Source organism: Litorisediminivivens sp. KMU-197, from assembly GCF_056858395.1.
Window position 1 is genome coordinate 56,908 of the sequence record NZ_JBXEQG010000002.1, and the last position, 20,342, is coordinate 77,249.

Sequence of the window (20,342 nt, forward strand, 5' to 3'; positions counted from 1 at the left end):
CGTTTGCCGGCCTATATCCGGTTCCAGAGCGCGTCTTCGCCCATCGCCGCAACAAATGCAGCATGGGCGGCGCGCTCTTCTTCCGTAATGCGGGGGGGCAGGGGCTCCGGACGCGGCGCAGGCTTCCATGCCCCGCCGCTGGCCACGTTGGTGCGTTCCACCCCGGCCAGAACAAGCCCCGGCTGACGTCCGCCAATCAGCTCCAGATAAACCTCGGCGAGGATTTCGCTGTCGAGCAGCGCCCCGTGCAGCGTCCGCGCCGAGTTGTCGATGTTGAACCGCCGGCAGAGGGCGTCTAGCGACGCAGGCGAGCCGGGAAACTTTTTGCGTGCCATCGCGACGGTGTCGATGGCGCGGTCCATCGCGATGATAGGCAGCTTGCACCACCCCAGTTCGGCATTGAGGAATTTCATGTCGAAGCTGGCATTGTGGATCACCAGCTTGGCGTCATCGGCCACGAAATCGAGAAAACTCTGCCCGACATCGCGAAACAGCGGCTTGTCGCGGAGAAAATCATCGCCCAGCCCGTGCACCTCGAAGGCTTCCTTCGGCATGTTGCGTTCGGGGTTGATGTACTGGTGATAGGTGCGGCCGGTGGGCACGTGGTTGTAAAGCTCGACCGCCCCGATCTCGACGATGCGGTCGCCGGTGTCGGGGTCGAAGCCCGTGGTTTCCGTGTCGAGCACGATCTCACGCATCTGCCATCCTCGCCTTGATGTCCCCAACCACTTCTGCCACCTGCGCGCGGGCATGTTCAAGCGTGTCGGTCTCTATCCGGTAATCCGCGCGGGCGAGTTTTTCCTCGATCGGCATCTGGTTGCCGAGAATTTGCAGGAATTGCGCCTCTGTCATGGTGCCGCGGGCAAGCACGCGGGCCCTTTGCTCCTCCGGCGACACGAAAACACACGCGACGGCGTCCATCTGCGCATCGCCGCCGGTCTCGTAAAGCAGGGGGATGTCGAAGACAGTGATAGGAACGCCGGCCTGCGCGGCAAATTCCGCCCGGTCCTGCGCCACCAGCGGATGCACGATCTGCTCCAGCCGGGGTAGGGCTGCGGCGTCGCCCGCGATCACCTGCTTCAAGGATTCGCGCGACACGGCGCCGTCCACGATCACCTCTGGCCAGGCGTTGGCAATCGACGCCACGGCCTCGCCGCCCCGGGCGTAGAGCTTGTGCACGGCGGCATCGGCATCCCAGACCGCGCAACCCGCGTCGGCAAACATCGCAGCGGTGGTGGATTTGCCCATGCCGATAGAACCGGTCAGCCCGAGCCGGAAGCTCATGGCAGGACGGCCAGCCTGAGGTTTTCGTCCACTTCGGGGCGGCGACCGAACCAGCGTTCGAAGCCCGGCACCGCCTGATGCAACAACATGCCCAAGCCATCCACGATGTGACAGCCGCGCCTGTCTGCCTCGTCCAGCAGACGCGTGCGCAGCGGATTGTAGACCAGATCGGTGACCACCGTGCCCGGCCGCAACCCGTCCAGCGGCACCCGCAGTTCCGGCTGGCCGGTCATCCCGAGCGAGGTGGAGTTCACCACCAAGGCCGCCTCTTCCATGACATTGCCGGCCTGCACCCAGTCGACGACCTGCACGCGTTTTCCGAATTCGTGCTGCAACTGCTCAGCCTTGATCCGGGTCCGGTTCGACACCATCACCTTGGGAACGCCGGCGTCGATCAGCGAGGACACAACCGCGCGACAGGCACCGCCCGCGCCCAGCACAACCGCCGGCCCGTCCGAGGCCTGCCAGTGCGGCGCACCCTGCCGGAGGTTCTCAAGAAATCCGTAACCATCTGTATTGTCTGCCAAAATTCCGCCGTCACGGCGAAAGATCAGCGTGTTGGCCGCGCCGATGATGGTTGCGCGGTCGGTGATCTGATCGGCAACCTCAAGCACCCGGACCTTGTGCGGAATGGTGACGTTGGTGCCGACGAACCCCATCTTCGGCATCGCCCTGAGCACGTCCATCAGATCCTTCGCACCAACCTCCATCGGCACGTAGTGGCCCCTGATCCCGTAGCGCCGCAGCCAATGGCCATGCAGCACCGGCGACATCGAATGATGAATCGGTTGGCCGATGACACCTGCCAGGGGCACGTTGTCGCTCATGTCTCGATCTCCCCGCGAATCGTCAGCCAATTCAACAGGTCGAGAAGGGGAAGTCCAAGCACGGTGAAGTAATCGCCGGTGATTGCGGTGAACAGGCGCGCGCCTTCCTCTTCAAGCTTGTACGAACCGACCGAGTGGCGGATGCTGTCCCAATTGCGGGCAACGTAGTCTGAGATGTAGCCGTCGCTCAATTGCCGCATGTGCAGTCTCACCACGCCGACCGTGCGCCAGACCGGCGCACCGTCGTCGAAGGCCACGCAGGCCGACAGAAGCTTGTGCCGCTGGCCACTGAGATGGTGAAGCTGCGCCTCGGCCTCTTCCGGTGTGTCCGGTTTCGATAGCAGGTCTCCGCCCAGGTCGAGCACCTGATCGCAGCCAAGGACCAATGCGTCGGGCCGTTTGGCGGCGGCTTTCGCGGCCTTCATCTCGGCCAGCAGGTCGGCGATATCGCGCGGGCTTCCGCCGTCATCTTGTACCGACCGCTTGATGGCTGATTCGTCGATTCGCACCGGCAACACGTCGATCTCGAGGCCGGCATTCCGCAAAAGCCGGGCGCGGATCTTGGAGCCGGAGGCAAGAACGATGGATTTCGGCATGTGGATCATTCCGTGGAAGGACACAGGGACAGGACAGTGACTATATGTGCGAAACGCCAAGGTCGAGACGGAGCAGGGGATGAATTGCCGAATTTCAGCCCGGTAGCGGAAAAGGGAACACAAAGGGAAAAGCATATCTCGAAGATCGGGGGAAAGTCGGTCCGTCCGCGGATTGTACCCTGCGATATGCACAGGCGGCTCGAGTGGTGGAGTTCCGATAACCATCTGAATTTAGGATGAAATTAGTCGATCTTTCAGCAAGTCCCTTGGATATGCCTTCAACCTCTCCGCATGTCGCGCACAGTGTTGATAAGCCGGGGCAGGGATCGGTAATCCACAAGTCGGCCACTCCCTACTCTCAAAATCAATTCTTTCTTTATTCTCTTTTTAAGGAAGGATGACCGGGAGCCCCGCGTCTCTGGCCTGCCCGATCGGCTCAGAAAAATGCAGAGATTGACTTTGAAGGTCTCGCTGTCTAGGTGATGACCTGTACCGTCCGGTACGTGTATTCCCATTCAAAGATGAAGCCAGGACGCCGAGTGTCGGCGCAGGCCCGGATATCCCATGACAGAAGAGCATCTGAACCTTGCTGACCTGAAGGCGAAAAGCCCCAAGGACCTGCTTTCCATGGCGGAAGAGCTGGAGATCGAGAACGCCTCGACCATGCGCAAGGGCGAGATCATGTTCCAGATCCTGCGCGAACGCGCGGACGAAGGCTGGAAGGTCTCGGGCGACGGCGTGCTGGAGGTCCTGCAGGACGGTTTCGGGTTCCTGCGTTCGCCGGAAGCCAACTATCTGCCGGGTCCGGACGACATCTATGTCTCGCCGACGATGATCCGCAAGTTCTCGCTGCGCACCGGAGACACCATCGAGGGCGAGATTTGCGCGCCCGACGACAATGAACGCTATTTCGCGCTGGTGAACGTCACCGCGATCAACTTCCAGGATCCCGAGCGCGCCAAGCACAAGATCGCCTTCGACAACCTGACGCCGCTCTATCCCGACCAGCGGCTGAAGATGGAAATCGAGGACCCGACGATCAAGGACCGCTCTGCGCGGGTGATCGACCTGGTGTCGCCGATCGGCAAAGGCCAGCGAGCGCTGATCGTGGCGCCGCCGCGGACCGGTAAGACGGTGCTGCTGCAGAACATCGCCCATTCGATCGAAACCAATCACCCGGAATGCTACCTGATCGTTCTGCTGATCGACGAGCGGCCGGAAGAGGTGACCGACATGCAGCGCAGCGTGAAGGGCGAGGTGATTTCCTCGACCTTCGACGAGCCTGCAACGCGGCACGTCGCGGTGTCGGAAATGGTGATCGAAAAGGCCAAACGGCTGGTCGAACACAAGCGCGACGTGGTGATCCTGCTGGATTCGATTACGCGCCTTGGTCGCGCCTTCAACACGACTGTGCCGTCTTCTGGCAAGGTCCTGACCGGCGGTGTCGATGCCAACGCCCTGCAGCGCCCGAAACGCTTCTTCGGTGCGGCGCGGAACATCGAAGAGGGCGGGTCGCTGACCATCATCTCGACCGCGCTGATCGACACCGGCAGCCGCATGGACGAGGTGATCTTCGAGGAATTCAAGGGCACCGGCAACTGCGAGATCGTGCTTGACCGGAAGGTGGCCGACAAGCGTGTCTTCCCGGCGATCGACATCCTGAAGTCCGGCACGCGGAAAGAGGACCTGCTGATCGACAAGATAGATTTGCAGAAAACATTCGTGCTGCGGCGCATTCTCAACCCGATGGGAACCACCGACGCGGTGGAATTCCTGTTGTCGAAACTCAAGCAGACCAAGACCAACTCGGAGTTCTTCGATTCGATGAACACCTGAGCCGGAGGCGGCAATGGACACGATCTTTGCCCTGGCATCTGCCCAGGGAAAGGCCGGCGTATCGGTCATTCGCATTTCAGGCCCGCAGGCGTTCGCCGCGGGCCGATTGCTTTGCGGCACGCTGCCGCCGGTACGCAAGGCCGGCCTGCGCGTGTTGAAGGACCGGGCGGCACGGCGGATCGACGAGGCTTTGGTGCTGTGTTTTGCCAAAGGCGCCAGCTTCACAGGCGAGGATGTCATCGAGCTTCAGGTACACGGTTCCATCGCCGTGGTGCGCAAGGTGCTGGACGAACTGGGGCAGGTGGACAACCTGCGACTGGCCGAACCCGGTGAGTTCACCCGACGCGCCTTTCAGAACGACTGCATGGACCTGGCCCAGACCGAAGGGCTTGCCGACCTGATCGATGCCGAGACCGAGGCCCAAAGACGCCAGGCTTTGCGCGTGTTGTCGGGCGATCTCGGGCGCGTGGTGACGGGCTGGCGCGAACAGCTGGTGCGCGCGGCTGCGCTGCTGGAAGCGACCATCGATTTTGCCGACGAAGAGGTGCCTGTCGACGTCTCGCCCGAGGTGACGGAGCTTCTGGATGAAGTTCGTGGCGGCATATCGCGTCAGGTCGAGGGTGTCGCGGTGTCGGAACGCATTCGCAACGGCTTCGAAGTCGCCATCATTGGCCGGCCGAACGTCGGGAAATCGACGCTGCTGAACCTCTTGGCTGGCCGGGATGCTGCCATAACGTCGGATATTGCGGGGACGACGCGCGACGTGATCGAGGTGCGGATGGACCTGAACGGTCTGCCGGTCACATTGCTGGATACGGCCGGTCTTCGTGAGACCGAGGATGCGGTCGAGGCGATAGGCGTGTCACGCGCCCGCGAACGCGCGGCCATGGCGGATTTGCGTGTTGTCCTGGTCGAGCCTGGGGATCAGCCGGATTTTGAACTTCAGCCGGACGATATCCTCGCGGTGTCGAAGGCTGATCTGCATGATGTGGTCGGCAATGGAATTTCCGCTATATCGGGTGTTGGTATAGATCATCTTGTGGCTCAGATCACCGATGTGTTGACGGCGCGCAGCGCGGGCGCTGGACTGGCCACGCATATGCGGCACCGCCAAGGCATGGAACGCGCATTGGCTGGACTGGCCGTCGCTCAGCAATGGGTGCGCGCAGGTCCTGATGGATATGATATAGCGGCCGAAGAATTGCGGATCGCGATTCGGGCTCTTGAAAGTTTGTTGGGCCGTGTGGATGTAGAAGATTTGCTGGATGAAATCTTCTCGCGGTTCTGCGTCGGAAAGTAGGAGTGTTTCACGTGAAACATTTTGATGTGATCGTTGTCGGTGGCGGGCACGCCGGATGTGATGCTGCGCATGCCGCGGCACGGATGGGTGCGCGCACCGCGTTGGTGACATTGAAGCGCGACGGGATCGGCGTGCTGTCATGCAACCCCGCCGTGGGGGGCTTGGGTAAAGGCCATCTGGTGCGCGAAGTCGATGCACTTGACGGTCTGATCGGGCGGGTAGGGGACCGCGCCGGCATCCAGTTCAGGTTGTTGAACCGGCGCAAGGGTCCCGCCGTACAGGGGCCGCGGGCGCAGGTCGATCGTCAGGTCTATCGCACCGCGATGCTTCAGGAAATCGTGTCGTGCCCGGGCCTTGAGATCGTCGAAGGGGAAGTGACCGATCTGGTCGTCAAAGGTGACACAGTGGAGGGGATCGTTCTTGCTGACGGCAGCATCGTCACCGCTCGCTCTGTGGTCCTGACAACAGGGACCTTCTTGCGCGGCGTGATTCACATTGGCGACAAGTCTTATTCCGGTGGCCGAATGGGCGACGACGCGTCCAACCGCCTGGCTGACCGTCTCTACGCGATGGACCTGCCGATTGGCCGTTTGAAAACAGGCACCCCGCCCAGATTGGCCAGCAAGACCATCAACTGGAGCATCCTCGAAGACCAGCCCGGCGATGCCGAGCCCGTTATGTTCTCGTTCCTGAACCGGTCCCCTGAATCGTCGCAGGTATCCTGCGGGATTACCCATACGAACGAACAGACCCACGAGATCATTCGTGACAATCTGGAACGCTCCGCCATGTACGGTGGACACATCGACGGCATCGGTCCACGCTATTGCCCCTCGATCGAGGACAAAATCGTGCGATTTGCCGACAAATCCAGCCACCAGATTTTCCTCGAGCCCGAGGGTCTGGAGTGTGAGACGGTCTATCCCAATGGGATTTCGACAAGCTTGCCGGAAACGGTTCAGTACGATTACGTGCGCTCCATCCGTGGGCTCGAAGCGGTTGAGATCCTTCAGCCGGGCTACGCGATTGAATATGATTACATCGATCCCCGCGCATTGACGTCGCAACTCAGCCTGAAGGATCTGAATGGTTTTTACCTGGCTGGCCAGATCAACGGCACCACAGGATACGAAGAGGCTGCCGCTCAAGGACTTGTTGCCGGTGTGAACGCCGCGGCACGCGCGTTGGGCAAGGATGCTGTCACATTCAGCCGGGCAGACAGCTATATCGGCGTCATGATCGACGATCTCGTAACGCGGGGCGTGTCGGAACCTTATCGCATGTTTACGTCGCGCGCCGAATTCAGACTTTCCCTGCGGGCGGACAACGCGGATCAGCGGTTGACGCCGCAGGGGATCGAAATCGGGTGTGTCGGACCGAAGCGAATGCAGGAATTCGATCAGAAGTCCGAGCGTTTGGCTGCTGGGCGCCGTATTCTGGACGCTGTGACTTTTACCCCCAAGGATGTCGCGTCGGTTGGAATAACTCTTTCAAATGATGGGGTTCGCCGGAGCGCGTTCCAACTACTGGCCTTTCCTGAGGTCGAAGTCGACGTCTTGAAGACCCTTGCACCGGAGATTTCACAGATTGAGCCGGAAACCTCGGAGCAATTGGCGCGCGATGCGCTGTACGCGAATTATGTCGACCGTCAGAAGCGTGACGTGGACGCGCTGCAGCGCGACGAAAAGTTGACCATCCCGTCCGACTTCTCTTACGCAGCTGTCGAAGGCCTGTCGAACGAGCTGAAGTCGAAGCTATCCCAAGCACGGCCGGAAAACCTTCTGCAAGCGTCTCGCTTGGATGGCATGACGCCGGCAGCACTGACATTGCTTTTGGCCAAAATACGGAAAATCGAGCAGCGGCGCAGCGCATGACGGATGACCCGTCTCTCGAAGAGCTGAATGTTTCACGTGAAACATTCGACCGCCTGTGTTCGTACGTCGACCTACTGAAAAAGTGGTCCCCAAAGATAAATATGGTGTCACGATCGACGCTCGATCACGTCTGGGATCGTCATATCAAGGATTCTCTTCAGATCGTACGGGCAACCCAAGACCTCACAGGCAAGCTGACCGATTTGGGCTCTGGCGGCGGCTTGCCCGGCCTGGTCATTGCCCTATGCCACCTCGATAACTTGTCTTCGGTGACGCTGATCGAGGCCGACGCCCGAAAAGCCGCCTTCCTACGCACCGTTCTGCGCGAAACAGACACCCCGGCAACCGTTCTTTGCGAGCGGATTGAAAAGTCGTCGCCTCAAATGGCCGACGTCCTCACCGCGCGCGCATTGGCCCCCTTACCCAAGCTTATCGAATTTTCAGAGCGCCATCTTGCACCTGGCGGCATCGCGCTGTTCCCCAAGGGTGTCACCTGGGAAAACGAATTGGCTGAGGCGAGGAAGAGATTTTCTTTCAGCGTCGACCCGATTAAGAGTGAGACTCAAGATGGTGCCGTCATTCTTCGCATAGGAGCGATTTCCCGTGTCTGACCCAATCCGCCCCACCGGACCCAAGATCATCGCGATTGCCAACCAAAAGGGCGGCGTCGGCAAGACGACAACCACGATCAATCTCGGGGCTGCCTTGGCAGAAGACGGCTACAACGTCCTGATCGTCGATCTCGATCCGCAGGGCAACGCGTCCACCGGCATCGGGGTCATCCCCGAGGATCGCGATATGTCGACATATGAACTTCTGCTCGAAGATGTCGCCCTCGAAGACGTCATCCATCCCACTGCCTTCGAAAACCTCGCCATCATTCCTGCCACGGTCGATCTGTCCTCCGCCGATATCGACCTGATTTCCAACGAAAAACGCAGCTATCTGCTGCATGATGCCCTCCGCCAGCCCGCGATCGACGACTATCGCTACGATTTCATACTGATCGACTGCCCGCCCTCGCTGAACCTTCTGACAGTCAACGCCATGGTCGCGGCACATTCGGTCCTGGTGCCGTTGCAAAGTGAATTCTTCGCGCTCGAGGGTCTGTCGCAGCTCATGCTGACGATCCGGGAGGTGCGCCAGAATGCAAACCCCGATCTACGGATAGAAGGCATCGTCCTGACCATGTACGATTCCCGCAACAACCTGTCGCAACAGGTTGAATCGGACGCTCGCGAAAACCTGGGTGACTTGGTGTTTACGACCCTGATCCCGCGCAATGTTCGGCTCAGCGAGGCGCCCTCTTACTCCATTCCGGTTCTCGACTATGATCCGCACTCCAAGGGTGCCATGGCCTATCGCGCATTGGCACAAGAGCTGGTAGGTAAAAACACAAGACGCGCAGCATAAAGGGGTCGAGCAATGAAAACCGCAAAGGATAAACGTCGCGGTCTGGGCCGCGGACTTTCGGCATTGATGGCGGATGTCGAACCGCAGGCGGTCGATGGCATGGAGACCCCGCGCAGGGCCGACCGTGACATCCCGGTCGAGCGGATCTTCCCCAATCCCGATCAGCCGCGGCGTCAGTTCACCCCGGATGCATTGCAAGAGCTCGCGAATTCCATCGCCGAAAAGGGCGTCATCCAGCCGCTGATCGTCCGACCCCGCGACGGGGACAAATACGAAATCGTCGCCGGCGAACGCCGCTGGCGGGCCGCGCAGATGGCACAGCTTCACCAAGTGCCGGTGATCATTCGCGAATTCTCCGACACTGAGGTTCTTGAAGTCGCGATCATCGAGAATATCCAGCGAGCCGATCTCAACCCGGTGGAAGAGGCGATGGGCTACCGCCAGCTTATGGATCGCTTTGGCCACACCCAGGAAAAGCTGGCCTCGGCGCTTGGAAAAAGCCGCAGCCACATTGCCAACCTCCTGCGTCTGCTCAATCTGCCCGAGCCGGTCCTGGACATGCTGAGAGGTGGCGAACTATCCGCCGGCCACGCCCGGGCGCTGGTAACAAGCGACGATGCCGTTGCCATCGCCAAACGTGTGGTCGAGCAGGGGCTCTCCGTGCGTGATACCGAAAAGGCCGCCAAGGCTTCCGGCACACCGAAACCCAGCGAGACAGCCGCGTTTCTGTCAGAACCTGCGGGCAAGGATGCCGACACGCGCGCGCTCGAAGGTGATCTGTCCGCTCATCTAGGCCTCAAGGTGACGGTCGAGCACAAGCAGGGCACCGAAGGCGGAAAATTGATGCTTCATTACAAGTCTCTGGATCAACTAGATGATATCTGTCGGCTTCTCGCCGGCAATTGATCAGTCCAGATCGCGGGCCAGTTCGCCAAGTATTGCGTTCAACACCGGTCGTCCGGCCGGTGTGATCGACACTTCCCTGTCGTCGGCGGTCAACATGCCTAGCGCTTGAAGATGTTCAAGCCGTTCGCGGCTCAGCTCAACCCCGGTGGTCCGCTGTAGGCGCTCCAAATCAAGAGGTTCCAACGTTCTCAGCCCCATCATGATGTATTCCAACGCAACATCTTGGGGTGATAGACAGTCGCGCGTCTCCGCCGTCTCGGACGCGACGGCCGACAGCCAACCGCCGGGCGTTCGCACGGCTTCGGTCGCGATCCGCCTGCCACCGAGTGTCAATCTGCCATGCGCGCCCGGGCCAATCCCCGCATAGTCGCCCGCGCGCCAGTAAATCAGGTTATGGCGGGATTCCGCACCCAGCCGCGCGTGATTTGAAACCTCGTATGCCGGCAGCCCGGCATCTGAGCACAGCATTTGCGTCAGTTCGTACATGTCTGCGGCCGTATCATCCTCCGGCAACCCGCGCAGCTTGCCGGCACGGAAACGGTCGCCAAACGCTGTGCCGTCCTCGATCGTCAGCTGATAGAGCGACATGTGATCAGCGCTGAAGGACAACGCCAGACGCAGTTCCGCTTCCCAATCTACAAGGCTCTGATCCTGCCGGGCGTAGATCAAGTCAAAGCTCACCCGGTCAAAGGTCTCGCGCGCGATTTCCAGTGCGCGTCGCGCCGCGGCCACGTCGTGCAACCGTCCGAGCCGCCGCAAATCCACATCGTTCAGCGCCTGCACGCCAAGCGACACCCGGTTCACGCCTGCCGCGCGATAGCCCGCGAACCGCGCAGCCTCGACCGACCCCGGGTTGGCCTCCAATGTGATTTCGACGTCATTCGCAAGCGTCCAGCGCGCAGACACCCGCTCCAGGATCGCCGCAATGGTTTCGACCTGCATCAGCGACGGCGTGCCGCCCCCGAAATAGACCGACCGCAGAACCCGCGCCGGGGTGTCGTCCGCGATCCGGTCGATTTCGCTCAGATAGGCCGCGGTCCAGGCCTCATGGTCGATGAACCGCGATACATGCGAGTTGAAATCGCAATACGGGCATTTCGCCTCGCAAAACGGCCAGTGGACATACAGTCCGAAGCCGCCGGCCTGCCAGTCCTCAGTCAAAGCACCCGGCCACCAGTTTCCGGAACGCATCCGCGCGGTGGCTGATCCGGTTCTTCTCCCAGCGATCCATCTCGCCGAAGGTCACGTCATACCCTTTCGGCACGAAGATCGGGTCGTACCCGTGCCCTTGATCGCCGCGCATCGGCCAGACGACCTCGCCGGGCATCACACCCGGGAACACCTCGTCATGTCCATCCGGCCAGGCCATCACCAGCGTGCAGCAAAACCGGGCCGTGCGCGGCGCTGGGGCGCTCTTCGCCTCCAGTTCTTCGTGCGTGCGTGTCATCGCCATCACGAAATCCCGGCCATTCGGCGTCTCCGCCCAGTCCGCCGTATGCACCCCCGGCGCGCCACCCAGCGCGTCGATCTCGATTCCGCTGTCGTCGGCCAGCGCCGGAAGCCCGGTGGCCTTGGCCGCGGCATGCGCCTTGATCCGCGCATTCCTGACAAAGCTGTCCTCGGTTTCGTCCGGCTCCGCCAGCCCAAGCTCGGCCGCGCCGACAACCGCCACGCCGTAGGTGTCCAGAAGCGCCTGAATCTCCTCCAGCTTGCCCGCGTTGTGGGTCGCGATCACAAGCTTGTCGCCGGCGAATTTCCGCATCACGCCACCGCCGCCTGCTGTGCCTCGACCAACTCGCCGACACCCTTCTCGGCAAGGTCAAGCAGCGCATTCATCTGATCGCGCGAAAAGGTCGCGCCCTCCGCCGACATCTGGACTTCCACCACCTGCTTGTTGCCCAGCATGATGAAGTTGCCATCCACGCCGGCTTCGCTGTCCTCGGGATAATCGAGGTCCAGCACCGGCTGCCCGGCATAAATACCGCAGCTTACCGCTGCGACCGGTGACACCAGCGGGTCAGACACCACGTCGCCCACCTTGATCAGCTTGTTCACCGCCAGCTTCAAAGCCACCCAACCGCCGGTGATCGCGGCGCAGCGGGTGCCGCCGTCCGCCTGGATCACGTCGCAATCGACGGTGATCTGACGCTCGCCCAAGGCAACCCGATCCACGCCCGCGCGCAGGGAGCGACCGATAAGCCGTTGAATTTCAACGGTTCTGCCACCCTGCTTGCCGGCCGAGGCTTCGCGCCGCATCCGTGTGTTGGTGGCACGTGGCAGCATTCCGTATTCCGCCGTCACCCAGCCCAGGCCCGAGCCCTTGATGAACGGTGGCACCCGGTCCTCGATCGTTGCGGTGCACAGCACGTGCGTGTCGCCGATCCGGATCAGGCAGGAGCCCTCGGCATGTTTGGTGACACCGGTTTCGATTGAAACGGCGCGCATTTCGCTTAGATTTCGTCCAGACGGTCGCATGGTCAGCTCTCCCGAGATTTCCCTGTCGGGATACGGGCGGCAGGACCCATGCGCAACCCTGTCGTCACGCCCCGAGAAAGGGTCACCAGAACCAATGAGCGACGAATCGAACCTGCTCGAAGAAATGAACGACCGCTCGCGCGAAGTGTTTCGCCGTGTGGTCGAAGGCTATCTCAGCTCGGGTGAGCCGGTTGGATCGCGCACTCTGACCCGGACGCTGTCGGAAAAGGTCAGCGCCGCCACCGTGCGCAACGTGATGCAGGATCTCGAATACCTCGGCCTTCTCAACAGTCCCCATGTCAGCGCCGGGCGCATTCCCACGCAGCTTGGCCTGCGGATGTTCGTCGACGGCCTGCTGGAAATCGACGAACTGGCCGTCGAAGACCGTGCCGCGCTCGATCAGACCATGGGCGACAATGCCGCCGATGTCGCCGGACTGCTCGATCGCGTCGGCTCGGCACTTTCCGGCGTGACCCATGGCGCGTCGCTTGTGCTGACGCCCAAGCACGAAGCACCGATCCGCCATATCGAGTTCGTCTCGCTGGCGCAGGACCGGGCGCTGGTGGTGCTGGTTTTTGCCGATGGTCATGTCGAAAATCGCCTGTTCACGCCGCCGCCCGGCCAGACCCCAAGCTCCATGCGCGAGGCCGCGAATTTCCTCAATTCTCTGGTCGAGGGCCGCACCCTCAGCGAGCTCCGCCACCAGATCAAGCAAGAGATGGCCACCCGCCGGCAAGAGATCGACAGCCTCAGCCAGGCGCTGGTCGACAGCGGCCTCGCCATCTGGTCCGAGGATGCCGACGACACCGGACGCCTGATCGTCCGAGGGCGCTCGAATCTCCTCGGCGATCAGGCCGAGGCGGAGGATCTTGACCGTATTCGCGTCCTTTTCGACGACCTCGAACGCAAACGGGACATCGCCGATTTCCTCGAACTCACTGAAAAGGGCGATGGTGTACGGATTTTTATCGGCTCCGAGAACAAACTTTTCTCACTTTCGGGTTCCTCTTTGGTGGTCTCTCCTTATATGAACGCGGATCGAAAGATCATCGGTGCGGTGGGCGTCATCGGCCCCACGCGGCTGAACTATGGACGCATCGTTCCGATTGTGGATTACACGGCACAGCTGGTCGGCAAGCTGATTTCCGACCGCAGTTAGAGGTGAAGAATGGCAGAGCCGGAAAAAGACAATTTCCTCGACGACATTGACGAGGCCGAAGCCGAAGAACTGGCTGGCGAGATCGAGGAACCGGATAGCGAGGCAATCGAGTTGGACGCACTCCGCTCCGAGCGCGACGAGCTGCGCGACAAATTCATGCGCGCGCTGGCCGATGCCGAGAATGCGCGCAAGCGCGCCACCAAGGAACGCCACGATGCCGAGCGCTACGGCGGCTCACGGCTCGCGCGCGACCTGCTCCCGGTTTACGACAACATGAAACGCGCCGTTGAAAGCGCGCCGGAAGAGAACAAGGAAAGCAACAAGGCGTTGATCGAAGGCGTGGAGCTGACCATGCGCGAGCTGATCTCGGTGCTCAAGAAACACGGGATCGAGCCGATTTCGCCCGCGGTGGGTGACAAGTTCGACCCGCAGCATCACGAGGCGATGTTCGAAGCCCCGGTGCCCGGCACCAAGGCAGGCGAGATCATTCAGGTCTCGGCCGACGGCTTCATCATGCACGATCGCCTACTGCGCCCCGCGCAGGTCGGGGTGTCGTCCAACACCGCCGGCTGAACGCTCCAGTTTGCCCCAGGGGTAGGCCGGGCTTCAGCCCGGCACCCGCCAGCGACAGCGTCAAGCGGTAGGATGGGTGATCCTCACCCATCTTTCGCCAAGGCCTTCAACTCATAGATCAACTGCAAGGCCTCCCGCGGCGACAGGTCGTCGGGATGCAACGACTTCAGCCGCGCTGCGACCTCGGAGTCCTTCGCAGGCGCCGGGGCAGGGGGCGCGGCCTGCACCGCCGAGAACAGCGGCAGATCGTCGATCACCGCCTTGGCCTTGCCACCCTCGCGTTCGCCCTGTTCCAGCGCATCCAGTATCTCGCGCGCCCGGCTCACCACGATCTTCGGCAGCCCTGCAAGCTGCGCCACCTGCACGCCGTAACTGCGGTCCGCCGCGCCCTTCCTGACTTCGTGCAGGAAGATCACCTCGTTTTCCCAATCCTTCACCGCCACGGTGGCGTTCTCCACGCCTTCCATGCGCGAGGCCAGCGTCGTCATCTCGTGATAGTGCGTGGCAAACAGCCCCCGGCAGCGGTTCACGTCGTGCAGATGCTCCAGCGTCGCCCAGGCAATCGACAGCCCGTCATAAGTGGCCGTTCCGCGCCCGATCTCGTCAAGGATCACCAGCGCGCGGTCGTCCGCCTGGTTCAGGATCGCCGCCGTTTCGACCATCTCGACCATAAAGGTCGACCGCCCCCGCGCCAGATCGTCCGATGCGCCGACCCGGCTGAACAGCTGGCTGACCAGCCCGATCCGCGCCACATCCGCCGGCACGAAACTGCCCATCTGCGCCAGCACCGCGATCAATGCGTTCTGCCGCAGGAACGTCGATTTACCGGCCATGTTCGGCCCGGTCAGCAGCCATATTGCCGATGCCCCGTCGGCATCGTTCAATCCGCAGTCATTGGCCACAAAGGGATCACCGGCCCGTTTCAGCGCCGCCTCGACGACCGGATGCCGCCCCGCCTCGACGTGAAACATCCGGCTGTTGTCGACAACCGGACGCACCCAATCCTCCTGCGTCGCCAGTTCCGCCAGTGCGGTCGACACGTCCAACTCGCTCAGCGCGCGCGCCAGATCACCCAGAGGCCCCGCAGCATCCAGAACCTGTTGCCGCAACGCGCCGAACAACCGCTTCTCGATCTCCAGCGCCCTATTGCCGGCGTTGAGGATCTTGGTCTCCAGCTCCGACAGATCCACCGTCGTGAACCGCACCTGGTTCGCGGTGGTCTGCCGGTGGATGAAGCGCTCGGACAATGCATGCATCTTCTCGGCGTGGGTCGCCGTGCATTCGATGAAGTACCCCAGCACGTTGTTGTGCTTGATCTTCAACGATCCGATGCCGGTTTCGCTCGCGTAGTCCTGCTGCATCCGTGCAATCACCGACCGGCCCTCATCCCGCAACGTCCGCGCCTCGTCCAACCCGTCGTCATATCCCGGCGCGATGAACCCGCCATCGCGCGCCAGCAAGGGGGGCTCCGCGATCAAAGCCTGATCAAGTGAATCAAGCAATTCATCGTGCCCGGACAGCCGATCGACTGCGCCAGCCAACCGGTCCGGAAGGTCCGTCGGTTGCAACCGGCCACCGATCTCCGCCGCCTGTTCCAGCGCATTCCGCACAGCCGTCAAATCACGCGGCCCACCCCGGTCCAGCGCCAGTCGGGACAGCGCCCGATCGACATCCGGGACCTTGCGCAAAGCCTCGCGCATAGCTGATCGGAACCCGCTGTCTTGCGAAAAAGCCACCGCCTCCAGCCGCGCCGAGATCTCCGTAAGGTCGCGCGACGGGCTCGACACCCGCCGTTCCAACAGCCGCGCCCCGCCCGCCGTCACCGTCCGGTCGATGCAGGCCAGCAAAGATCCCGCCCGCCCTCCGGACAGGGCCGATGTCAGCTCCAGATTGCGCCGCGTTGCCGCGTCGATCTGCATCACCCCGCCCGAAGCCTCCTTTACCGGCGGCCGCAGCAGCGGCAGCTTCCCCTTCTGCGTGATCTTCAGATAGTCGACCAGCGCCCCCATCGCCGACAGTTCCGCCCGCTCGAACGTCCCGAAAGCATCCAGTGATGCCACGCCAAACACCCCTGCCACCCGGTCCGGGGCCAGCGATGAATCGAAAGACGCCCGCCCCAGCGCGGTCAGCGCCGCGCCGGATTCGCTCACTACGCCGGCCAGGTCGGTCTCCTGCGCCTCCGACACCAGCACCTCGGACGGTGCCAGCCGCGCCAGTTCCGGCCCCAGCCGCACCGGCGGCAGGGGCATCACGTGAAACGCACCCGTCGAAATATCCACCCAGGCCAGCGCGGCCTCGTCCCGCACCAGCGCATAGGCGGCAAGGTAATTGTGCCGCCGCGCCTCCAGCAGGCTTTCCTCGGTCAGGGTGCCCGGCGTCACCAGCCGCACGACGTCGCGCTTGACCACAGACTTAGCGCCCCGCTTCTTGGCTTCGGCCGGGCTTTCCATTTGCTCGCAGACCGCCACGCGAAATCCCTTGCGGATCAGCGTCAGCAGATAGCCCTCTGCCGCATGCACCGGCACGCCGCACATCGGGATATCGCCGCCGTCATGCTTGCCGCGCTTGGTCAGCGCGATGTCCAGCGCCTCGGCCGCCGCCTTGGCATCGTCGAAGAACAGCTCATAGAAATCGCCCATCCGATAGAACAGAAGCGCATCCGGATGCCCGGACTTGATCTCCAGGTACTGCGCCATCATCGGCGTGACGGTCGATTTTCCGCTGCTCATCAAGACCCCCTCAAGTTCCGGCGGACCATACAAACCCGCGATTGTCTCGAAAAGCCGAAAGGCCCCTTCGTCCGGCTTGTGCTTGGCACGCCGCCCTGCGTTAGCTATGCGCAACGGGAAGACGAAAGGGAGGCCATCGGCATGGCGAAAGCAAAGTTCACCCGCGAAGAGGCGCTGGCCTATCATCTCGAGCCCACGCCGGGCAAATTCGAGATCACGCCCTCGGTCGCCATGACCACCCAGCGCGACCTTTCGCTGGCCTACTCCCCCGGCGTCGCCGTGCCCTGCGAAGAGATCGCCGCCAACCCCGAATGCGCCTACGACTACACCAACAAGGGCAACCTCGTCGCCGTCATCTCGAACGGCACCGCGGTGCTGGGTCTCGGCAACCTCGGCGCGCTGGGATCGAAACCGGTGATGGAGGGCAAGGCCGTGCTGTTCAAGCGCTTCGCCGACGTCAATTCCATCGATATCGAACTGGACACCGAAGACCCCGACGCCTTCTGCAACGCCGTGCGCCTGATGGGGCCGACCTTCGGCGGCATCAACCTCGAGGATATCAAGGCCCCCGAGTGCTTCATCATCGAGCAGCGCCTCAAGGAAGAGATGGACATTCCCGTCTTTCATGACGACCAGCACGGCACCGCCGTGATCTGCGCCGCCGGTCTGATCAACGCACTGCACATCTCGGGCAAGAAGATCGAAGACTGCAAGATCGTCCTGAACGGGGCCGGGGCCGCCGGGATCGCCTGTCTTGAGCTGGTCAAATCCATGGGCGCCAAGCATGACAACTGCATCATGTGCGACACCAAGGGCGTGATCTATCAGGGCCGCACCGAAGGCATGAACCAGTGGAAATCGGCCCATGCCGCGCAGACCGACGCCCGCACGCTGGAAGAGGCGATGAAGGGTGCCGACGTGTTCCTTGGCGTCTCGGCCAAGGGGGCGGTCACGCAGGACATGGTGTCCAGCATGGCCGAAAACCCGGTGATCTTCGCCATGGCCAACCCCGATCCCGAGATCACGCCCGAGGAAGCCCACGAGGTCCGCGCCGACGCCATCGTTGCCACCGGGCGCAGCGACTACCCGAACCAGGTCAACAACGTGCTGGGTTTCCCGTATCTGTTCCGTGGCGCGCTGGATATCCACGCGCGGGCCATCAATGACGAGATGAAGATCGCCTGCGCCGAGGCCCTGGCCGAGCTTGCGCGCGAGGATGTGCCCGACGAGGTCGCGCTGGCCTATGGCAAGAACCTGACCTTCGGCCGCGACTACATCATCCCCACACCCTTCGATCCGCGCCTGATCCACCGCATTCCGCCCGCCGTCGCCAAGGCCGGCATGGACACCGGCGCCGCCCGCCGCCCGATCGTCGACATGGAGGCCTACGAACTGTCGCTCAAGTCGCGGCTCGATCCGACCGCCTCGATCCTGCGCGGCATCAACGCCCGCGCCCGCGCCAATCAGGCGCGGATGATCTTTGCCGAGGGCGATGACCCCCGCGTGCTGCGCGCCGCCGTCATGTACCAGCGCAACGGGCTGGGCAAGGCGCTGGTGGTGGGCCGCGAGGACGACGTGAAGGCCAAGCTGACCGCCGCCGGCATGGGCGAGGCCGCGCGCGAACTGGAAGTGGTGAATGCCGCCAACTCCCGGTACCTCGATACCTACAAGGATTTCCTCTACGCCCGCTTGCAACGCGGCGGCCACGACATGAAGGATATCCACCGGCTCGCCGCGCGCGACCGGCACGTCTTTGCCGCGCTGATGCTGGCGCATGGTCATGGCGACGGCCTGATCACCGGTGCGACCCGCAAGTCGGCGCATGTGCTTGAGAAGATGAACTATGTCTTCGACGCCGATGCCGAACACGGAGCGGTCGGGGTCACGGCACTACTGCACAAGGGGCGGATCGTGCTGATCAGCGACACGCTGGTTCAGGAATGGCCCGACGAGGAGGACCTCGCCACCATCGCCGAACGCAGTGCCGATGTCGCCCGCCACCTCGGGCTTGAGCCGCGCGTGGCCTTCGTCAGCTTCTCGACCTTCGGCTACCCGGTGTCGGAACGCGCCACCAAGATGCATCTGGCCGCCAACGTGCTGGACCGGCGCGGCGTCAGCTTCGAATACGAGGGCGAGATGACCGTCGACGTCGCGCTGAACGCGCAGGCGCAGAAAGCCTATCCGTTTTCGCGGCTGACCGGCCCGGCCAACATCCTCGTGGTGCCTGCGCGGCACTCGGCCTCGATTTCGACCAAGCTGATGCAGGAAATGGCCGGCGCCACCGTGATCGGCCCGATTCTCGCCGGCGTGGACAAGTCGATCCAGATCTGTTCGTCTGTCTCGACCGCCAACGATATCCTGAACATGGCGGTCCTCGCCGCCTGCAAGGTGGGGTAGGATCGGCGCGGCACGCGAAACGGAAGAGGCTTCGGCATGACGATTTTCAATCTCGGATCGATCAATGCCGATCTCTTCTACCAGCTGCCACATCTGCCCGGCCCGGGCGAAACGCTGGCCGCGACCGCGTTTCATCGCGGTCTTGGCGGCAAGGGCGCCAACATGTCGGTTGCGGCGGCGCGCGCGGCAACGCATGTGACGCACATCGGCGCGGTCGGCAGGGATGGGCGCTGGGCAGTGCAAAGGCTGCTGGAAAACGGCGTCGATACCCGCCACATCGCGGAACTGGACGCCGCCACCGGGCACGCCATCATTTACGTCGATGCCTCGGGCGAGAACCAGATCGTGATCCACCCCGGTGCCAACCGTGCGCTGGGGCAGGGCCATGTCACGGCGGCGCTGGCCGAGGCCGGCCCCGGCGACACGCTGATCTTCCAGAACGAGACCAACCTGCAAAGCTTCGCCGCCGGGCTGGGCCGGCAGAAGAACATGCGGGTGATCTATGCCGCCGCGCCCTTCGATGCGCAGGCGGTGCAGGCGGTGTTGGACCGGATCGATATTCTCGTGCTGAACGAGGTCGAGGCCGGACAGCTTGTCGAAGCGCAGGGCCGCCGGCTGGAGGATCTGGAAGTCGCCGACGTGGTCGTCACACTGGGCGCCGATGGCTGCCGCCATCTCGATCTCCGGCGCGGGCTGGACCTGCACTACCCAGGGATCGAGGTCGAGGCCGTCGACACCACCGGCGCGGGCGACACCTTCACCGGCTACCTTGCCGCGGGGCTCGACCGGGGCATGACCAAGGAGCAGGCGATCCAGCTTGCCCAGCGCGCCGCCGCCCTGATGGTGACGCGGCAGGGCACCGCCGACGTGATTCCGGACCTGAAGGACCTCGAGGACTTCTAGGCGGACGCGCCCCCGCCAGTCCCGGAACACATCACCTCCGCATGACAGTCGCCCGTCCCGGGCTTGACCC

The 20,342-nt window shown here is 62.7% G+C and carries 18 protein-coding genes; 10 read left to right on the plus strand and 8 right to left on the minus strand.

The features are described 5' to 3' along the window. Nucleotides 1-11: 11 nt before the first annotated feature. From dnaQ to AC04PT_RS05205, 4 genes are read right to left on the minus strand one after another with little or no spacing between them, the layout of a single operon-like run. On the minus strand, nucleotides 12-698 hold the full coding sequence (gene dnaQ / locus AC04PT_RS05190; RefSeq protein ID WP_482872506.1) for a DNA polymerase III subunit epsilon: 687 nt from the start codon (nucleotides 696-698) through the stop codon (nucleotides 12-14). After that, nucleotides 691-1,284, minus strand: coding sequence for a dephospho-CoA kinase (gene coaE, locus AC04PT_RS05195; protein ID WP_482872508.1), 594 nt, complete (start codon nucleotides 1,282-1,284; stop codon nucleotides 691-693). Before coaE ends, dnaQ begins: the two co-directional genes overlap by 8 nt. Continuing rightward, nucleotides 1,281-2,111 carry a shikimate dehydrogenase gene (locus AC04PT_RS05200; protein ID WP_482872509.1) on the minus strand — a complete coding sequence of 277 codons (831 nt, stop codon included), beginning with the start codon at nucleotides 2,109-2,111 and terminating at the stop codon, nucleotides 1,281-1,283. Before AC04PT_RS05200 ends, coaE begins: the two co-directional genes overlap by 4 nt. Beyond that, nucleotides 2,108-2,707 (minus strand): Maf family protein, encoded by a 600-nt coding sequence (locus AC04PT_RS05205; RefSeq protein ID WP_482872510.1) that lies wholly within the window; start codon nucleotides 2,705-2,707, stop codon nucleotides 2,108-2,110. Before AC04PT_RS05205 ends, AC04PT_RS05200 begins: the two co-directional genes overlap by 4 nt. Before the next feature lie 564 nt (nucleotides 2,708-3,271). Between AC04PT_RS05205 and rho the strand changes: the two genes are divergently transcribed. Genes rho through AC04PT_RS05235 form a run of 6 tightly spaced genes read left to right on the plus strand, consistent with a single transcriptional unit; the run spans nucleotide 3,272 to nucleotide 10,036 of the window. After that, nucleotides 3,272-4,543 carry a transcription termination factor Rho gene (rho, locus tag AC04PT_RS05210; protein WP_482872511.1) on the plus strand — a complete coding sequence of 424 codons (1,272 nt, stop codon included), beginning with the start codon at nucleotides 3,272-3,274 and terminating at the stop codon, nucleotides 4,541-4,543. A 13-nt stretch (nucleotides 4,544-4,556) separates the two neighbouring features. After that, nucleotides 4,557-5,843, plus strand: coding sequence for a tRNA uridine-5-carboxymethylaminomethyl(34) synthesis GTPase MnmE (gene mnmE, locus AC04PT_RS05215; protein ID WP_482872512.1), 1,287 nt, complete (start codon nucleotides 4,557-4,559; stop codon nucleotides 5,841-5,843). An 11-nt stretch (nucleotides 5,844-5,854) separates the two neighbouring features. Further along, nucleotides 5,855-7,717, plus strand: coding sequence for a tRNA uridine-5-carboxymethylaminomethyl(34) synthesis enzyme MnmG (gene mnmG / locus AC04PT_RS05220; protein WP_482872513.1), 1,863 nt, complete (start codon nucleotides 5,855-5,857; stop codon nucleotides 7,715-7,717). Then, on the plus strand, nucleotides 7,714-8,328 hold the full coding sequence (gene rsmG / locus AC04PT_RS05225; RefSeq protein WP_482872514.1) for a 16S rRNA (guanine(527)-N(7))-methyltransferase RsmG: 615 nt from the start codon (nucleotides 7,714-7,716) through the stop codon (nucleotides 8,326-8,328). The genes mnmG and rsmG overlap by 4 nt, the downstream gene beginning before the upstream one ends. After that, nucleotides 8,321-9,130 carry a ParA family protein gene (locus tag AC04PT_RS05230; protein ID WP_482872515.1) on the plus strand — a complete coding sequence of 270 codons (810 nt, stop codon included), beginning with the start codon at nucleotides 8,321-8,323 and terminating at the stop codon, nucleotides 9,128-9,130. The genes rsmG and AC04PT_RS05230 overlap by 8 nt, the downstream gene beginning before the upstream one ends. A gap of 12 nt (nucleotides 9,131-9,142) precedes the next feature. Next, a complete protein-coding gene (locus tag AC04PT_RS05235) occupies nucleotides 9,143-10,036 on the plus strand; it encodes a ParB/RepB/Spo0J family partition protein (RefSeq protein WP_482872516.1) in 894 nt (297 codons plus the stop codon). Here AC04PT_RS05235 and hemW read toward each other — a convergent pair whose 3' ends face one another. From hemW to rph, 3 genes are read right to left on the minus strand one after another with little or no spacing between them, the layout of a single operon-like run. After that, nucleotides 10,037-11,227, minus strand: a complete 1,191-nt coding sequence (gene hemW, locus AC04PT_RS05240; protein ID WP_482872517.1) for a radical SAM family heme chaperone HemW — start codon at nucleotides 11,225-11,227, stop codon at nucleotides 10,037-10,039. After that, nucleotides 11,190-11,798, minus strand: coding sequence for an RdgB/HAM1 family non-canonical purine NTP pyrophosphatase (gene rdgB, locus AC04PT_RS05245; RefSeq protein WP_482872518.1), 609 nt, complete (start codon nucleotides 11,796-11,798; stop codon nucleotides 11,190-11,192). The genes hemW and rdgB overlap by 38 nt, the downstream gene beginning before the upstream one ends. Beyond that, nucleotides 11,798-12,511 (minus strand): ribonuclease PH, encoded by a 714-nt coding sequence (gene rph, locus AC04PT_RS05250; RefSeq protein ID WP_482872519.1) that lies wholly within the window; start codon nucleotides 12,509-12,511, stop codon nucleotides 11,798-11,800. Before rph ends, rdgB begins: the two co-directional genes overlap by 1 nt. A 94-nt stretch (nucleotides 12,512-12,605) precedes the next feature. On the opposite strand from rph, the gene hrcA reads away from it, so the two are divergent. Both hrcA and AC04PT_RS05260 read left to right on the plus strand, forming a co-directional pair. After that, the gene (gene hrcA / locus AC04PT_RS05255) at nucleotides 12,606-13,670 is read left to right on the plus strand and encodes a heat-inducible transcriptional repressor HrcA (RefSeq protein ID WP_482872520.1); all 1,065 of its coding nucleotides are present in this window, start codon (nucleotides 12,606-12,608) and stop codon (nucleotides 13,668-13,670) included. A 9-nt stretch (nucleotides 13,671-13,679) separates the two neighbouring features. Beyond that, nucleotides 13,680-14,243 carry a nucleotide exchange factor GrpE gene (locus AC04PT_RS05260; RefSeq protein WP_482872521.1) on the plus strand — a complete coding sequence of 188 codons (564 nt, stop codon included), beginning with the start codon at nucleotides 13,680-13,682 and terminating at the stop codon, nucleotides 14,241-14,243. An 83-nt stretch (nucleotides 14,244-14,326) separates the two neighbouring features. Here the strand turns inward: AC04PT_RS05260 and mutS are convergent, their stop codons facing one another. Next, entirely contained in the window at nucleotides 14,327-16,972 is a 2,646-nt protein-coding gene (gene mutS, locus AC04PT_RS05265) for a DNA mismatch repair protein MutS (protein WP_482872523.1), read from the minus strand. A 141-nt stretch (nucleotides 16,973-17,113) separates the two neighbouring features. Between mutS and AC04PT_RS05270 the strand changes: the two genes are divergently transcribed. Both AC04PT_RS05270 and AC04PT_RS05275 read left to right on the plus strand, forming a co-directional pair. Next, the gene (locus AC04PT_RS05270) at nucleotides 17,114-19,369 is read left to right on the plus strand and encodes an NADP-dependent malic enzyme (RefSeq protein ID WP_482872524.1); all 2,256 of its coding nucleotides are present in this window, start codon (nucleotides 17,114-17,116) and stop codon (nucleotides 19,367-19,369) included. A gap of 36 nt (nucleotides 19,370-19,405) precedes the next feature. Next, entirely contained in the window at nucleotides 19,406-20,272 is an 867-nt protein-coding gene (locus tag AC04PT_RS05275) for a ribokinase (protein WP_482872525.1), read from the plus strand. The last annotated feature ends 70 nt before the right edge of the window (nucleotides 20,273-20,342 follow it).

Coding starts and splice junctions, on each gene's coding strand:
- dnaQ (WP_482872506.1), bottom strand. CDS start 698: ATGCGTGAGATCGTGCTCGACACGGAAACCACGGGCTTCGACCCCGAC.
- coaE (WP_482872508.1), bottom strand. CDS start 1,284: ATGAGCTTCCGGCTCGGGCTGACCGGTTCTATCGGCATGGGCAAATCC.
- AC04PT_RS05200 (WP_482872509.1), bottom strand. CDS start 2,111: ATGAGCGACAACGTGCCCCTGGCAGGTGTCATCGGCCAACCGATTCAT.
- AC04PT_RS05205 (WP_482872510.1), bottom strand. CDS start 2,707: ATGCCGAAATCCATCGTTCTTGCCTCCGGCTCCAAGATCCGCGCCCGG.
- rho (WP_482872511.1), top strand. CDS start 3,272: ATGACAGAAGAGCATCTGAACCTTGCTGACCTGAAGGCGAAAAGCCCC.
- mnmE (WP_482872512.1), top strand. CDS start 4,557: ATGGACACGATCTTTGCCCTGGCATCTGCCCAGGGAAAGGCCGGCGTA.
- rsmG (WP_482872514.1), top strand. CDS start 7,714: ATGACGGATGACCCGTCTCTCGAAGAGCTGAATGTTTCACGTGAAACA.
- AC04PT_RS05235 (WP_482872516.1), top strand. CDS start 9,143: ATGAAAACCGCAAAGGATAAACGTCGCGGTCTGGGCCGCGGACTTTCG.
- hemW (WP_482872517.1), bottom strand. CDS start 11,227: ATGCGTTCCGGAAACTGGTGGCCGGGTGCTTTGACTGAGGACTGGCAG.
- rdgB (WP_482872518.1), bottom strand. CDS start 11,798: ATGCGGAAATTCGCCGGCGACAAGCTTGTGATCGCGACCCACAACGCG.
- rph (WP_482872519.1), bottom strand. CDS start 12,511: ATGCGACCGTCTGGACGAAATCTAAGCGAAATGCGCGCCGTTTCAATC.
- hrcA (WP_482872520.1), top strand. CDS start 12,606: ATGAGCGACGAATCGAACCTGCTCGAAGAAATGAACGACCGCTCGCGC.
- AC04PT_RS05260 (WP_482872521.1), top strand. CDS start 13,680: ATGGCAGAGCCGGAAAAAGACAATTTCCTCGACGACATTGACGAGGCC.
- mutS (WP_482872523.1), bottom strand. CDS start 16,972: ATGAGCAGCGGAAAATCGACCGTCACGCCGATGATGGCGCAGTACCTG.
- AC04PT_RS05270 (WP_482872524.1), top strand. CDS start 17,114: ATGGCGAAAGCAAAGTTCACCCGCGAAGAGGCGCTGGCCTATCATCTC.
- AC04PT_RS05275 (WP_482872525.1), top strand. CDS start 19,406: ATGACGATTTTCAATCTCGGATCGATCAATGCCGATCTCTTCTACCAG.